At 62.1% G+C, this 15,482-nt stretch carries 13 protein-coding genes; 10 read left to right on the top strand and 3 right to left on the bottom strand.

Annotated elements, in window-relative coordinates:
* The first annotated feature begins 51 nt into the window (after positions 1 to 51).
* The 4 genes from malQ to rpsI all read left to right on the top strand — a co-directional run bounded on the left by malQ (position 52) and on the right by rpsI (position 3,942).
* The gene (malQ, locus tag Tam10B_RS02205) at positions 52 to 2,223 is read left to right on the top strand and encodes a 4-alpha-glucanotransferase (protein WP_093959629.1); all 2,172 of its coding nucleotides are present in this window, start codon (positions 52 to 54) and stop codon (positions 2,221 to 2,223) included.
* A gap of 125 nt (positions 2,224 to 2,348) precedes the next feature.
* Positions 2,349 to 2,792, top strand: coding sequence for a very short patch repair endonuclease (locus tag Tam10B_RS02200; protein WP_269843559.1), 444 nt, complete (start codon positions 2,349 to 2,351; stop codon positions 2,790 to 2,792).
* A 185-nt stretch (positions 2,793 to 2,977) separates the two neighbouring features.
* Positions 2,978 to 3,427 carry a 50S ribosomal protein L13 gene (gene rplM, locus Tam10B_RS02195; protein WP_093959627.1) on the top strand — a complete coding sequence of 150 codons (450 nt, stop codon included), beginning with the start codon at positions 2,978 to 2,980 and terminating at the stop codon, positions 3,425 to 3,427.
* A 29-nt stretch (positions 3,428 to 3,456) separates the two neighbouring features.
* Complete coding sequence (rpsI, locus tag Tam10B_RS02190; protein WP_093959626.1) at positions 3,457 to 3,942, top strand: 30S ribosomal protein S9; 486 nt, start codon at positions 3,457 to 3,459, stop codon at positions 3,940 to 3,942.
* A gap of 127 nt (positions 3,943 to 4,069) precedes the next feature.
* Here the strand turns inward: rpsI and glgX are convergent, their stop codons facing one another.
* A complete protein-coding gene (glgX, locus tag Tam10B_RS02185) occupies positions 4,070 to 6,679 on the bottom strand; it encodes a glycogen debranching protein GlgX (protein ID WP_093959625.1) in 2,610 nt (869 codons plus the stop codon).
* Positions 6,680 to 7,131: 452 nt separating this feature from the next.
* On the opposite strand from glgX, the gene adhE reads away from it, so the two are divergent.
* Together adhE and Tam10B_RS02175 are read left to right on the top strand one after the other, a co-directional pair.
* Positions 7,132 to 9,810, top strand: a complete 2,679-nt coding sequence (gene adhE, locus Tam10B_RS02180; RefSeq protein ID WP_233133547.1) for a bifunctional acetaldehyde-CoA/alcohol dehydrogenase — start codon at positions 7,132 to 7,134, stop codon at positions 9,808 to 9,810.
* A gap of 385 nt (positions 9,811 to 10,195) precedes the next feature.
* Entirely contained in the window at positions 10,196 to 11,056 is an 861-nt protein-coding gene (locus Tam10B_RS02175) for a GRP family sugar transporter (RefSeq protein WP_093959623.1), read from the top strand.
* A gap of 161 nt (positions 11,057 to 11,217) precedes the next feature.
* Here the strand turns inward: Tam10B_RS02175 and budA are convergent, their stop codons facing one another.
* Together budA and Tam10B_RS02165 are read right to left on the bottom strand one after the other, a co-directional pair.
* Positions 11,218 to 11,985, bottom strand: a complete 768-nt coding sequence (budA, locus tag Tam10B_RS02170; protein WP_093959622.1) for an acetolactate decarboxylase — start codon at positions 11,983 to 11,985, stop codon at positions 11,218 to 11,220.
* Between the two features lie 126 nt (positions 11,986 to 12,111).
* Positions 12,112 to 13,047: a YwiC-like family protein gene (locus Tam10B_RS02165; RefSeq protein ID WP_233133541.1), complete on the bottom strand. Its 936-nt coding sequence runs from the start codon at positions 13,045 to 13,047 to the stop codon at positions 12,112 to 12,114.
* A 492-nt stretch (positions 13,048 to 13,539) separates the two neighbouring features.
* Between Tam10B_RS02165 and rpsJ the strand changes: the two genes are divergently transcribed.
* Genes rpsJ through rplW form a run of 4 tightly spaced genes read left to right on the top strand, consistent with a single transcriptional unit; the run spans position 13,540 to position 15,480 of the window.
* Complete coding sequence (gene rpsJ / locus Tam10B_RS02160) at positions 13,540 to 13,848, top strand: 30S ribosomal protein S10 (protein ID WP_006288664.1); 309 nt, start codon at positions 13,540 to 13,542, stop codon at positions 13,846 to 13,848.
* Between the two features lie 17 nt (positions 13,849 to 13,865).
* Complete coding sequence (gene rplC, locus Tam10B_RS02155) at positions 13,866 to 14,513, top strand: 50S ribosomal protein L3 (protein WP_093959621.1); 648 nt, start codon at positions 13,866 to 13,868, stop codon at positions 14,511 to 14,513.
* Between the two features lie 5 nt (positions 14,514 to 14,518).
* Positions 14,519 to 15,178 (top strand): 50S ribosomal protein L4, encoded by a 660-nt coding sequence (gene rplD / locus Tam10B_RS02150; RefSeq protein ID WP_217625577.1) that lies wholly within the window; start codon positions 14,519 to 14,521, stop codon positions 15,176 to 15,178.
* Between the two features lie 5 nt (positions 15,179 to 15,183).
* The gene (rplW, locus tag Tam10B_RS02145) at positions 15,184 to 15,480 is read left to right on the top strand and encodes a 50S ribosomal protein L23 (protein WP_093959619.1); all 297 of its coding nucleotides are present in this window, start codon (positions 15,184 to 15,186) and stop codon (positions 15,478 to 15,480) included.
* Positions 15,481 to 15,482 lie beyond the last annotated feature (2 nt).

The following is a 15,482-nucleotide window of genomic DNA, read 5'->3' as shown; positions in this document are numbered from 1 at the left end:
AAAACGGAATGTCAAACGATGTAACCGGCGTTTCAGGGTTAAGCTGAAACTATGGAACAGCGAGAAGAAACCAAAGAACGCCTGTCGCGCCCGCTGATTCAGTTGGCGAAGATGAAGGGTGTGGCCACGTTCTACGTCGGCCAGCAAGGTGAATACGTCGAGATCGACGATGACGTCCTGGTCGATGTGCTGCGCAGTCTCGGCGTTGACGCTTCGAACAACGAGGCCATCCTCGATTCCCTGCGCAAGGCCGACGCCGAGCGCTACAGCCGTCTTGTGCCGGCAACGTTGCTGCACATCGCCGGTCAGGAAAGCAAGGTCAAGGTCAACAACGAGGTGTTCGACGTTCCGTCGGCCAAGCTCATTCTCGAGGACGGCACCGAATACTCCGAACCGATCAAGTGCGTGGCCGGCGACGGCGCCATGGCCAAGGCGATCGGAGACAAGTTCATCGTCAATTCCGCACTGGTGATCCCGGCGGGCGTGCCGCTCGGATACCACAAGCTGATCGTCACGGTGGGCAATCGCACCGAAGAGGCGACGCTGATCAGTGCCCCGGCGAAGATCGACCTGCTCGACCCGATGAAGAACGGTCACCTGTGGGGTTGGATGGCCCAGTTCTACTCCGTGCGCTCGCAGGACTCGTGGGGCGTCGGTGATTTCGCCGACCTCAAGACCATGCTGCGCGACGCCAAGGAGAAGACCGGCGCCGACTTCATGCTTATCAATCCGGTGCACGCCGGCGAGCCGTGCACGCCGCTGACGCCGTCGCCGTACCTGCCGATCTCGCGCAGGTTCGTCAATTTCACGTACATCAACCCGCAGAGCGTTCCCGAGTATTCGGAGCTGTCCGACGAGGCAAAGTCCGAGATCGATCGTCTGCATGAGACGGTCGGCGCGTTGAACGAGAACGCCGAGAAGATCGATCGCGACGCCATGTGGAACGCCAAGATGCCGGCCCTGTGGACGATCTTCAAGGCCGGTCGCACGCCCGAACGTCAGAAGGAGTTCGACGCGTTCAAGGCCCAGGCCGGCGAGGACCTCGAGGGTTACGCCACCTGGTGCTTGGCCTACGACAAGTGGGGCGCCCCCACCGGCGAGCCCGGATCGTGGGTGAAGACCTTCAACCGCAATTCTCCCGAGGTGGCCCAGCTGCGCAGCCAGTACCCCGATACGCTGGACTTCTATCGCTGGCTCGAATGGATCGCCGATGAACAGCTGGCCGACGCCCAGCAGACCGCCCAGGACGCGAACATGGCGATCGGCCTGATGAGCGACATGGCAGTGGGCGTGCATCCGTACGGCTCCGACGTGTGGTGGAACCCCGAGCGCTTCGCCTACGGCGCCACCGTGGGCGCCCCGCCGGACTTCTACAACCAGCAGGGTCAGAACTGGAGCCAGCCGCCGCTCAACCCGAACTATCTTGCGGCCACCGGCTACAAGGCCTACCGCGACATCGTGGCCGGCATGTTCGCCCACGCCGGCGCGGTGCGCATCGACCACGCCATCGGTCTGTTCCGTCTGTGGTGGATCCCCGAGGGACGCAGCGCCAAGAAGGGCGCCTACGTGTACTACGACTCCGCGGTCATGCTGGGCATTCTCGCCCTCGAGGCCACGCGCGCCCATGGCGTCGTGGTGGGCGAGGACCTTGGCGTGGTGCCCGAGTACATGGCCCACTCGCTGGCCGAACACGGTCTGCTCGGCTGCGCCATCGAATGGTTCGAGCAGCGCGATGGCAAGTTCCGCAGGCCGCAGGATTGGCGTCCGCTCACCCTTGCCTCGGTGACCACGCACGACATTCCGCCCACCGCTGGCTACCTCACCTATGAGCATGTGAAGCTGCGCAGCCAGCTGCATCTGCTCACCGGCAGCGAGGAGGAGTTCATGGCCGACGCCAAGCGCGAGCACGATGCGCTGCTGTCCATGCTCGCCGACGGCGGCTTCATCAAGCGCGGCTGGCTGAACAACGAGGCCGAACACGAGCAGGATCTCATCGAAGGCATGCACCGTGCGCTGTGCGCGGCCCCGTCGAAGCTGCTGTGCGCCACCATCACCGACGGTGTGGGGGAGAAGCGCACGCAGAACCAGCCGGGTACGAACAACGAGTATCCGAACTGGCGCATTCCGCTCGCCGACGGCGACGGTCACGTGGTGGGTGTGGAGAACCTGTTCTCCAACGAGCGCGTGCAGTCCCTCGCGGCCGTGATGCGCGGCGAGAAGTGAGCTCCACAGACTCCGTTCGATCGATGAAGGCGGGGACCCGCAAGGCCGCACAGGCCGGGTCTCCGCCTTCGTCCGTTCGGGCAAAACACAAATCGAAGCGTGCGGAGAAACATGCAACGAAACACGTGAAAAGGCGTGCGGACGGCCGTCCCGAGAAATACGAACGCGGCACCCGCAGTTACACGATGTCGCACATTCGCGGCAAGGACACGTCGATCGAGGTGATGGTCCGCCGGTATCTGTTCTCCCGAGGTCTGCGATTCCGCAAGAACGACAAGCGCTATCCCGGCCATCCCGACGTCGTCCTGCCGAAATGGCACGCCGTAGTGTTCGTCAACGGCTGCTTCTGGCATATGCACGAAGGCTGTTCAAAACATACGATGCCCAAGTCGAACGTGGAATTCTGGACGGCGAAGCTCACCCGCAACCGTGAGCGCGACCGTCGTCAGCACGCCGAGCTCGAGGCCATGGGATGGCGTGTGATCGTGGTGTGGGAATGCGAGCTCGGCAAGGCCGTGCGCGAGAGCCGTCTGGAGCGACTTTACGCCGAAATCACCGGCGTGTCGTGATCTTGCGCTTATTTTGACGAACGCGAAAAACGCGGTATGCTAATTGATTGTTGTGTTTCCCAGGGGTCCTTCAAAGCGCTGTCCCACTCGCCATTAGGACTTTCAGGGAGCCCACGGATAATGCGGCATGACGGATCTGACCAATCCACGACTGCCCGGAACACAATAGATAGAAAAGGTATATCGTGAAAACTTTCACTCCGAAGGCTAACGATCTGACTCACGAGTGGTACGTCATCGACGCCACCGACGTGGTGCTTGGCCGTCTCGCGACCACCGCCGCTACTCTGCTGCGCGGCAAGAACAAGCCGACGTACGCTCCGCACGCTGACGGCGGCAACTTCGTCGTCATCGTCAACGCCGAGAAGATCGCCCTGTCCGGCAACAAGCTGGGCAAGAACCTGTACACCCACTCCGGCTTCCCGGGTGGTCTGCGCGCCGATTCCTACGGCGAGCTGCTGCAGAAGGATCCGGCTCGCATGATCAAGGCCGCGGTCAAGGGCATGCTCCCGAAGAACCGCCTCGCCAAGGTGCAGCTCGATCGTCTGCGCATCTACACCGGCCCGGAGCACCCGCACGCCGGCCAGCAGCCCGTCCAGTACGAGATCTCCCAGGTCTCTCAGCAGGCTAAGTGATCTAGGACCGAAAGAAGGAGTAACCGATTATGGCTGAAAACACTTCCGCGGTCCAGGAGACCGAGACGGAGCTCACCGAGTACACTTCCGAGACCAACGCCGGCGCTGGCACCGGTACTTCCACGATCGCCCCGGGCTACGGCACCGGCCGTCGTAAGGAAGCCGTCGCCCGCGTGCGTCTGGTTCCCGGCACCGGCAAGTGGACCATCAACGGCCGCTCGCTGGAAGAGCACTTCCCGGGCAAGATCCAGCAGCGTGAGGTCAACTCTCCGATCGTGCTGCTGAAGCTCGAGGGCAAGTTCGACGTGATCGTCCTCGTTGACGGTGGCGGCACCACCGGCCAGGCCGGCGCCATCCGCCTCGGCGTGGCCCGCGCTCTGAACGCCATCGACCGCGACGCCAACCGCGCCGCCCTGAAGAAGGCTGGCTTCCTGACCCGTGACGCCCGTGCGGTGGAACGCAAGAAGGCCGGTCTGCACAAGGCTCGTCGCGCTCCGCAGTACTCCAAGCGCTAAAGCTTGCGGTATTGCATGTGTATGCTGCCTTCGGTGGTGTGCACGGCGCACAGCATACGGAAAGCCCCTGTCTCCCATGTGGAGGCAGGGGCTTTCCCTGTTTTCCCGTGTCTGCGGGGACGTTCCGTTATGCGCCGATCTGCTGGAACAGACTGATCGACAGACCGGTGACCAGCCACGGGTCGTTCTCGCGCTGGGGCTCCTGCACGCTAGATGCCTCGGGGACGCCGGCTCCGTCATTGGATTCGTTGACGGTAGCGCGCTGCGACTGTCGTCCCGCATCCTTTACCCGTTCGTTGATCGAACCATCGGAATGATCGGACATATCCCCACCGTCGGCGCCACCGTCACCATCGTCATCAAACGGATCATTGTGCTGTTGCACCAGACGCTGGATGGCCTCGGTCGGCACGGTCTGTGTCCACGTCACGATGTCGTTGTCCTCCTTCGACGCCTTGCGTGCGCGCGCCGAATACTGGTCGAATGCCTCATCCACGCCGTCGTGCTCGCTCAGATGAATCGGCGACGTGTCGTCCACCTCTCCGGAACTCCACATCATGCGCCATTCGCAGTCGGCGGGCAGCGTGAACTCGGTCTCCTCGTCCACGCCGTTGATCACGATGGCCACGTCCGGCACCTCGTCGGAGACCAGACGCATGGTGAAGCTGCGCTGCGTGTTGTTGAACCAGTCGTGTTCCATCGGCGTGGTGCCGTCGGGCAGGAACCACTGCACATGACTCGACGGTTTGGGCAGGCCAAGCATGGACAGTCTGGTGAAGAACTCCTCGTGATGGTACTGGTCGATGGACTTGCGCAGCGCTATCAGGTCGTGCGTGAGCTCCAGGCGCTTGAGCTGCGGCGTGCGCTTGGAGGAGAACAGCCAGTCCCAGTTCAGCCAGCCGATGTTGCTGTCCTGGCAGTAGGCGTTGTTGTTGCCGTGCTGGGTGTTGCGGAATTCGTCGCCGGCGAGCAGCATGGGCGTGCCGAGGCTGGTGAGCACGGTGGCGAGCAGGTTCATGGCCGCGCGTTCGCGCTTGGCCTCGATGACCGGGTCGTTGCTGGGGCCTTCCACGCCGAAGTTCACCGAGTGGTTCACGCTGGAGCCGTCGCGGTTGTCTTCGCCGTTCGCCTCGTTGTGCTTGGTGGAGTAGCGGGTGAGGTCGGTGGTGGTGAATCCGTCGTGGCAGGAGACGAAGTTGATCGACGCGATGGCGCCGCGTCCGGGTTCGGTGGCGAACAGATCGGCCGATCCGCACAGTCGGGTGGCCATCTCCTGCATGCCGATGGCGTTGCCGTGCCCACGGGAGAGGCTATCGACGTCGGTGAGCCAGAATCGTCGTGTGGAGTCGCGGAAACGATCGTTCCATTCGGCGAACGGCACGCCGAACTGTCCGGTGCGCCAGCCGCCTTCGCCGATGTCCCACGGCTCCATGATCATCTTGAGATTGCCGAGGATCAGGTCGCTGCGCAGCGCGTAGAGGAACGGATGATGACGGCTGAACGAGCCTTCGAGACGGGCCAGTGACGCGCCGAGATCGAAGCGGAATCCGTCCACGCCGATGCGCTTGGACCAGTATCGCAGCGAATCCACCGCATAGTTGATCACACGGGTGTTGGTGAAGTCGAGCGTATTGCCGCAGCCGGTGGTGTCGACGAGCATGCCGGGGTTGTCGCCTCTGCGGCAGTAGTAGCTCACGGCGTCAAGTCCGCGCCAGCTGTATGACGGTCCGTCGAGCGCGCCTTCGCACGTGTGGTTGTAGACCACGTCGAGGATCACCTCGATGCCGCCGGCGTGCAGCGCGCGCACCATGTCGATGACTTCCTGGCGGACCGCTGCCGGTCCCTTGCGCTGCGCGGCCTTGGTGGCGTATGAAGGTTCCGGTGCGAAATAGCCGAGTGTGGAGTATCCCCAGTAGTTGACGGCCCCGCGTTCGGCGAGTCCGATCTCGGTCTGCTTGGCGAAGATGGGCAGCAGCTCCACCGAGGTGATGCCGAGGTTCTGCAGATAGGCGATGGTGGTGGGGTGGGCGAGTCCTGCGTAGGTGCCGCGAAGCTCCTCGTCCATCCATGGCGCGTTTTTGGTGAAGCCCTTGACGTGCAGTTCGTAGATCACGGTCTTGCTCCACGGCACATGCGGATGCTCGGGATCGCCTTCGTGCTTGTGCGTGTCTCGGTCGTCAATGACCACTGAGCAGGGCATGTGCCCGAGCGAGTCGAGTCGGCTTGGCGGCCCGTCGTATGCGCCGTCGACGTGTCCGTTGGTCACCGTGCACTCGTAGGGGAAGATCTCCGGGCCGATGTCGACATGTCCTTCAATGCCCTTGGCGTAAGGGTCGAGCAGGAACTTGTATGGATTGAACTGCACGCCGCGGCGCGGATCCCATGCGCCGTCGGCGCGGTAGCCGTACCTCATGCCGTTGCGCACCTTGGGCAGATGCACGTACCACATGCCGTAGTTGGGGCCCTTCATGCGGAACAGGGTCTCGCGACAGTACTGCTTCTCGAGAATGCGGGAGCAGATGGGGAACTGTCGGATCTGCTCGTGGAACGGCATGGTCGAATTCTTGGGCAGCTCGGTGGCGACGTTGTAGAAGTCACTGGGCTGATCCAGGGACTCGATCACGCTGAGCCACACTTGATCGGCGGTGTCGGACCAGACCACGGCGTCTGCCCCTCCATCGTCTGTGAGAAACATGCCAGGTCGTGTGGCATAACGATGCAAAGATGTCTTTTCCATACCTCAATTATCCCCGTTTTGATTTCACCGGGGGAGTATGTGACGACACGCAGGCAAACGGCTCGTTGATGGCAATTGATCAACAATGATCCCTTATTGAAGATCATTGGAATTGCAACGATATCAAGTAATGGTCGTGGAGACTTCATCTCTTTTGGAAAATACTTTTATAAAACTTTGCGTTTTCGGTTGGCGTGTTGCCGAGGGAGGTGTTATCGTGATGTACATCACATCCCGCGGTGTGATGAATTCCGAAAACGTCCGCAAAACGAACATCATTTTTGTGATCTTTTGCGCCCTTTTTTGGATAGGTACACACGTCGGCACACGATCAGAGACTCGATTGGGTGCCACCGCACAGACACGTATTTATTTGGATACCCGATCAAGGAGGACACGTGGCAGCATCCAAGAAGGCGGAAGCCGCTCCCGCCGCAGCCCAGGTCACTGACATCAACCCTGCCGAGCAGGAGGTCGATGCCCTCGTCAAGAAGGCGCTGGTCGCGCTTGACAAGTTCGAGCAGCTCGACCAGAAGCAGGTCGATCACATCGTGGCCAAGGCCTCCATCGCCGCTCTGAACAAGCACCTGGTGCTTGCCAAGATGGCCGTAGAGGAGACCGGTCGTGGTCTGGTGGAGGACAAGGCCACCAAGAACATCTTCGCTTGTGAGCACGTCACCAACCACCTCGCCCGTCAGCGCACCGTGGGCATCATCCACGAGGACGACGTCGAGGGCATCACCGAGATCGCCGAGCCCGTCGGCGTGGTCGCCGGCGTCACCCCGGTCACCAACCCCACCTCCACCGCCATCTTCAAGTCCCTCATCGCTCTGAAGACCCGCTGCCCGATCGTCTTCGGCTTCCACCCCGGTGCGCAGAAGAGCTCCGTGGAGGCCGCCCGCATCGTGCGTGACGCCGCCATCGCGGCCGGTGCTCCCGAGGACTGCATCCAGTGGATCGAGCACCCGTCCATCGAGGCCACCGGCGCGCTCATGAAGCACCCCGGCATCGCCACCATTCTCGCCACCGGCGGCCCCGGCATGGTCAAGGCGGCGTACACCTCCGGCAAGCCCGCCCTCGGCGTGGGCGCCGGCAATGCCCCGGCCTACGTCGCCCCGGACGCCGACATCGTGCGCACCGCCAACGACCTGGTGCTTTCCAAGCACTTCGACTACGGCATGATCTGCGCCACCGAGCAGGCCGTGATCGCCGACAAGTCCGTGTACGAGCCGCTGCTCGCCGAGATGAAGCGCCGCAAGGCCTACTTCGTCAACGCCGAGGAGAAGGCCAAGCTGGAGAAGTACATGTTCGGCGTCACCGCCTACGAGTACGAGGGCCAGAAGACCAAGCTCAACTCCGTGGTGCCGGGCAAGTCCCCGCAGTTCATCGCCCACGCCGCCGGATTCGAGATCCCGGAGGACGCCACCATCCTCGCCGCCGAGTGCAAGGAAGTCGGCGAGATGGAGCCGCTGACCATGGAGAAGCTCGCCCCCGTTCAGGCCTTCCTGCGTTCCGACAACAAGGAAGAGGCCTTCGAGATGTGCGAGAAGATGCTCCTGCACGGTGCCGGCCACACCGCCGCCATCCACACCAACGATGAGGCTCTGGTCCGCGAGTACGGCAACCGCATGCACGCATGCCGCATCATCTGGAACTCCCCGAGCTCCCTCGGCGGCATCGGCGACATCTACAACGCCATCGCCCCGTCGCTGACCCTCGGCTGCGGCTCCTACGGCGGAAACTCCGTCTCCGGCAACGTCCAGGCGGTCAACCTCATCAACATCAAGCGTGTCGCTCGGAGGAACAACAACATGCAGTGGTTCAAGATCCCGGCCAAGACCTACTTCGAGCCGAACGCGATCAAGTACCTGCGCGACATGGGCGGCGTGAGCCGCGTCGTCATCGTCTGCGACAAGGTCATGCTCGACCTCGGCGTGGTGGAGAAGGCCATCCAGCAGCTGCGTCTGCGTCCGAACCACGTCGACTACCGCATCATCGACTACGTCGAGCCGGAGCCCTCCGTCGACACCGTCGAGCGTGGCGCCGCCATGATGCGCGACGAGTTCCAGCCCGACACCATCATCGCCATCGGTGGTGGTTCCCCGATGGACGCCGCCAAGATCATGTGGCTGCTCTACGAGCACCCGGAAATCGAATTCTCCGACATCCGCGAGAAGTTCTTCGATATCCGCAAGCGCGCGTTCAAGCTGCCCGAGCTGGGCAAGAAGGCCCGCCTGGTGTGCATCCCGACCTCCTCCGGTACCGGTTCCGAGGTCACGCCGTTCGCCGTGATCACCGATCACAAGACCGGCTACAAGTACCCGATCACCGACTACGCGCTGACCCCGTCCGTGGCCATCGTGGATCCGGTGCTCGCCCGCACCCAGCCGCGCAAGCTGGCCTCCGACTCCGGCTTCGACGCCCTGACCCACTCCTTCGAGGCTTACGTCTCCGTGTACGCCAACGACTTCACCGACGGCATGGCGCTGCACGCGGCCAAGCTGATCTGGGAGAACCTGGAGACCTCCGTGAAGGAAGGCCCGGCCAACCCGCTGGCCCAGGAGAAGATGCACAACGCCGCCACCATGGCCGGCATGGCATTCGGCTCCGCGTTCCTCGGCATGTGCCACGGTATGGCGCACACCATCGGCGCCCTGTGCCACATCGCACACGGTCGCACCAACTCCATCCTGCTGCCGTACGTGATCCGCTACAACGGCCAGATCCCGGACGAGCCGACCAGCTGGCCGAAGTACAACAAGTACGTGGCCCCGGAGCGCTACCAGGAGATCGCCAAGAACCTTGGCGTCGATCCCGGCCGTACCCCGGAGGAGGGCGTCGAGAACCTGGCCCGCGCCGTCGAGGACTACCGCGACAACAAGCTGGGCATGGACCGCTCCTTCAAGGCCACCGGCGTTGACGAGGAGTACTTCTGGAGCGTGCTCGACCAGATCGGCATGCGCGCCTACGAGGATCAGTGCACCCCGGCCAACCCGCGTATCCCGATGATCGAGGATATGAAGGACATCGCCATCGCCGCCTACTACGGCGTCTCGCAGGCCGAGGGCCACGCCAAGCGCGTGGAGCGCGAAGGCCTCAAGGCCGTCGAGGAAGCCTCCCAGCGCGACTAGTCCGCATCTGATCGGTTCGTCATGCGGCTGACCGATCCAACCTAACTCAGGGTCCTAGGAATCCCAAGATTCCCGGGACCCTTTTTTCGTCTCCTTCGGCTCCCCTCCCCACCGGAGGGGAGCTGTCGGCGCAGCCGACTGAGGGGAGGTGCTCAAAAAGGTCCTAGGCTCTCATTCCCCAACCCGTCTGAAGGGGGTCGTAACAGTTTCAGGGCCACCCCATCCTCATGTTTCACGTGAAACACGCTCCTTCCCAATCTGTTTCACGGCGCCATCGGCATGCAAGCCCATCTCTCTATCCATTTCTCGAGACCAAAATCTTCCATCTTCCACCCACCCCTTTAGACTCTCGTTGGAACGATCTAAAAGGAGAGGAAACACAACCATGGATCTTGTATTGGCCGCCATGCCCTCGCTGGTGTGGGGCATCTACGCGCTGATCATGCCGGTGATCGGCGGTACATCGCGGCACCAGACGTTCGGCGTCACCATCGGATGCCTGCTGTTCGCGCTGATCGCCTTCCCGTTCGTGCCGCACACCTACACGCCGCTCACGGTGCTGATCAGCTTCCTGTCCGGCATCTTCTGGACCATCGGCAACTATGGACAGATCTGCGGATTCAAGGAGATCGGCGTCTCCAGCACCATGCCGATCTCCACCGGCGAGCAGCTGGTCGGCACCAGCCTGGTCGGCGTGCTGTTCCTGGGCGACTGGGCGTCCACGCAGGCCAAGGTGCTGGGCTTCCTGGCGATCGCGCTGTTCATCGTCGGCGTGGCCTTCACGTCGTATGTGGAACGTGGCGACGGCGACGAACGGGCGAACAACATGATCACTGGTCTGACGGTCATCACGATCTCCTCGCTGGGATTCATCGCCTACGTCTCGGTCATTCAGCTGTTCTCGATCAACTCGTTCGACGCGATGCTGCCGCAGGCCGTGGGCATGTTCGTCGGCGGACTGGTCATCGGCGCGCGCGAGCCGGGCAAGTTCTCCAAGAAGACCCTGGTGCTCATGCTGCCGGGCATCCTGTGGGCCATCGGCAACCTCATTCTCATGATCTCCAACAGCCGACTTGGCGTGGCCATCAGCTTCCCGATGTCGCAGATGGGCCTCATCATCTCCACCATCGGTGGCATGGTGTTCCTCCACGAAAGCAAGACCCGCAAGGAGAAGATCTCCGTCTGCATCGGTCTGGTGTTCGTGGTCGTCGGCATCGCCCTTGTGGCCCTCACCAAGACCATGTGAGTGATTCAGCGGATCGCATGGTCTTACCGGCCACGTGATTCCATGCGACTGACCGGATGAATCCCACCAGTCAACACGGCTGTCATCCGGTCCTGCCGTCAATACGCCGCGTTGTGTGACCTCCTCCCCATCGAGGAATCACGCAACGCGGCGTATTTGTTTTAATCCTTCCGTGGCTCCCGTTCAGCCTTCGCCAGCGCCGCCGCGATCGGATCATTCGAAAAGTCGTGGCTGCGGTAATCCGGGTCGTCCACCGGCAGATGCTGCACCAACGTGTCGAACACCTGACTAAGGATGTCGCCGCGCTCCAGCACGGCGTCAAGCACATGCCCGCCGATCGTATGGTCGTCGGACAGAAAATGCTCATGGAATCCAGCCACGGCGGCCCCGTTGAACATGAGCGGCGAGAAATAGCCGAGCATCGTGCCCTTCACATCATGACCGAGGAACATGGCCTGCTGATCGGCCACCTGCTCCAGTGTGGGGTAGGGGGCCTGCTGCTTGATCACGGCCCTCGTCTTAATGAAACTGAACGTGCCGTGCACGATCACGGAGAAGAACGTGTTCGCCCGTCCGTTGGCCGCCACGATCTTCTTGTTCAGCTCCTCCAGACCGATGTCAGAACGCTGGCACTGGTACTGGAACGCGGCGCGATGCACGCTGGCGAACGGCAGGGTGAAATCGTCGGGCACCACTTCGGCCACACCACTCGGACCGACCTTGTACGCGATGCCGTCGAGGATGATCAGTTCGCCGTCCAGTCCCTCGCCCGTGCCGATGCCGGTGTCGCCGTGCGTGAGAAGTTCACCGATCGTGGTGGTTCCTTCCAGAAGACCGGGCACGAGCTGGGCAAGCGTGCCGTGCTGGTAGAGCACGTTCGCGTCGCGCTCGGTGATCGGTTTGATGTTCGAAGCATGGGATTGTGTCACGAATCCACCCTACGACGGATTCCCCGTTCCGGTCCATCCCGTTCCACCGGTTTGCCGGCCGGGATCTGGGTATTTCTGTACCGGTTATGCCCAGAAACTGATTCCCGATGACCGGATACCTAGTTTTTAACCGATGCGTGGCGGGACTACGGTGACGGTCAGGACGCAGGCCAGCAGAATCGTGACGAGTTCGGTGAGACCCACGACCACGGGTTTGATTTTTCGATGACGGGCGAGTACGGGGAGTGTGACCGCACGGATCAGCAGAACCAGACCGAGACTGCCAAGCCAAGGGGAGACTGTGAACCCCGCGACGGTCAAGGTGGCGTGCCAGATCCACGACGCAGTTAGATATACACGACTGCCGCGCTCGCGAATCATGGTTTTGACGAAGAGCACGGATCCAAACTCGTAGAGTGCGAAGACCGCGGCGGCGATGAGACCGGCGTGGGGGAGTGGGATGGCCAGCCAAGCCGAGATCGACCAACGGTCCGGCGAGAAAAGATCGATGCCATGTGATGACAAGGATTGTGTGGCCGATGAATGTGGTGAGAGTGACGGATCGCCGATCCAGCAGATGACCACAGTCATGGAGCAGGCGGCCAGAATGACGGCGATGTTCGCCCAGATCGATCGTTCCTGGCGTTTCCATGCAGCGATGAATGACAGGGCTGCGAGTACGGCAAAGAGTGGTGACCACAGCAGGACCGCCGGATACAGAAGTATGAAGGGGACGCCGATTGCGGCCAGCACCGCCATATATACGATCATCGGCGGCAGATACCGGCGTGAGCGTCGTGACTTGAGCCAACGGGCCGTGGCGTACTGCACGCAGTAGCAGAGGATCCAGCACGCCAGCAGCCAGATGGTGGTGACGCTGGCTCCGACCAGTCCGAGGCCGGTCAGAGCGGGGAGGATCGCCATCGCCCATGCTCCCGGCTGTGAGGGAATCCAGTCGCGCATGGTGAGCGGGCGTACGGTACGGGGCGTTGGCGATGGGTTCGGGGCGGCTGGGACCGGCACTGCGGCTCGGTTCTGATCGTTGGCTGCGGAATCTGACATGGATTCCACCGTAAGGCATGTTCCCCCGTCCGGTCCAGAGTCTTACGGCCCGTAGGCGATGCGAGCGCGATTTTTGAGCGTGAGGCCTTGGGAAACAAGGCGTGAGGGCGTGCGGCTCGTCCGCCGAGCCGTGAGGGAGACAGTCCAGCTGAGCCGTGAAGCGGGCAATCCGGTGGATTGTCCGTAGGCGATGCGAGCGCGATTTTTGAGCGTGAGGCCTTGGGAAACAAGGCATGAGGGCGTGCGACACGCCCGAATTCTGCTAGGGGCATGGGTTGTGCTTTAATAAAGAAGTTGCCTGTTTTGGGCTCGCAAAATTGTTTACTCAAAAGCGAGCATGGCACGGCTCCCGGGAGGGTTGCCGCATGGCCATGCACTGATACGGTTAGGCCGCTTCACGGGAAGGGATTCCGAAGTGGGCCGCGCCTTGACGTGCCCTCAGAGAAACAGGCTGGTAATAGTCAAGAAATTCGCAAGAAAGGGCGGACGGCAATGGCGGGACAGAAAATCCGCATCAGGCTTAAGTCCTATGACCATGAGGTCATCGACCAGTCGGCGAAGAAAATCGTCGAGACGGTCACGAACGCGGGCGCAACCGTAGTTGGCCCGGTTCCTCTGCCGACCGAGAAGAACGTGTTTGTCGTTATCCGTTCTCCTCACAAGTACAAGGATTCCCGCGAGCATTTCGAGATGCGCACTCACAAGCGCCTCATTGACATCGTTGACCCGACGCCTAAGGCCGTCGATTCTCTGATGCGTCTCGACCTGCCGGCGGACGTGAACATCGAGATCAAGCTGTAAGGGAGGAGGGAACCGTCATGAGCAACAACATCAAGAACGCGCTGCTGGGCAAGAAGCTCGGCATGTCTCAGGTGTGGGACGAAAACGGCTTCTTCGTGCCCGTCACGCTGGTGGACGTTTCCACCAACGTGGTCACGGCTGTCAAGACCGAGGAAACCGACGGCTACAAGGCCGTGCAGATCGGCTACGGCCAGATCGATCCGACCAAGGTGACCAAGCCGCTCGCCGGTCACTTTGCCAAGGCCGGTGTGACCCCGCGTCGTCACCTGGTGGAGTTCCGCACGGAGGAAGCTGAAGACTTCCAGCCGGGCCAGGAGCTGACCGCTGAGGTGTTCGCCGAGGGCTCCAAGGTCGACGTCACCGGCACCACCAAGGGTAAGGGCTTCGCCGGTACCATCAAGCGCTGGGGCTTCAAGTCCTACCGCCGCACCCACGGTTCTCACAAGAACGAGCGCCGTCCCGGCTCCGTCGGTGCATGCGCCACCCCGAGCCGCATCCTCAAGGGCAAGCGCATGGCCGGTCGTATGGGCCATGTCACCAACACCACGCTGAACCTGACCGTCGTCTCCGCCGACGTTGAGAACGGCGTCATCGCCATCAAGGGCGCCATCCCCGGCCCCAAGGGCGCCATCGTCGTGGTTCGTTCCGCAGTGAAGGGAGCCTGATCATCATGGCTATTTCTCTGAACATCACTAGCGCTGAAGGCCAGAACGGCACCGTCGAAGCTCCTGAGGAACTGTTCGGCATTTCCGCTGAGGAAGTGCGCAACCACATTCCGCTGGTGCACCAGGTTGTCATCGCGCAGCTCGCGGCCGCCCGTCAGGGCACCCACGCCACGAAGAACCGCGCGAAGATCTCCGGCGGCGGCAAGAAGCCGTGGAAGCAGAAGGGCACCGGTCGTGCTCGTCAGGGCTCCATCCGCGCCCCGCAGTGGGCTCACGGCGCCATCGCCCACGGTCCGCAGCCGCGCGATTACTCGCAGCGCACCCCCAAGAAGATGAAGGCTGCTGCCCTCCGTTACATGCTCTCCGATCGCGCCAACGCCGGTCGCGTGCATGTGGTGGACTTCGGCATCGGCGAGACCCCGTCCACCAAGGCTGCCAAGGCCGCTCTGGATCCGGTCATCGCGACCCGCTTCACCACCATCGTGTTCTCCCGCGAGAACATCAACGAGTGGCTGTCGGTCCGCAACCTCGCCTACGTGCACCCCATCTTCGCCGATCAGCTCAACACCTATGATGTGGTGACCGCTGAGGACGTCGTCTTCACCAAGGAAGGCTTCGAGGCTTTCGTGGCCGCGAAGACCGCCAAGGCTGAGAAGGAGGCCTGATTCCAATGGCAGCAATTCACAAGCCCGCACACGACATCATCATCAAGCCTGTCGTCTCCGAGAAGAGCTACGCCAACTCCGACATGGGCCAGTACACCTTCGTGGTGGCCCCGAACGCGAACAAGGTGCAGATCAAGCAGGCTATCGAGCAGATCTTCAATGTCAAGGTGACGAATGTCAACACCCTTAACCGCGCCGGCAAGCGCGTCCGCACCCGTGCAGGCTTCGGCCAGCGCGTGAGCGAGAAGCGCGCCATCGTTACCGTCGCCGAGGGTCAGACCATCGACATCTTTGGTAACTGAAG

Origin of the sequence: Bifidobacterium vansinderenii (genome assembly GCF_002234915.1) — a bacterium.
GTDB lineage: Bacteria > Actinomycetota > Actinomycetes > Actinomycetales > Bifidobacteriaceae > Galliscardovia > Galliscardovia vansinderenii.
This window is presented reverse-complemented; position numbering and strand designations above follow the sequence as displayed.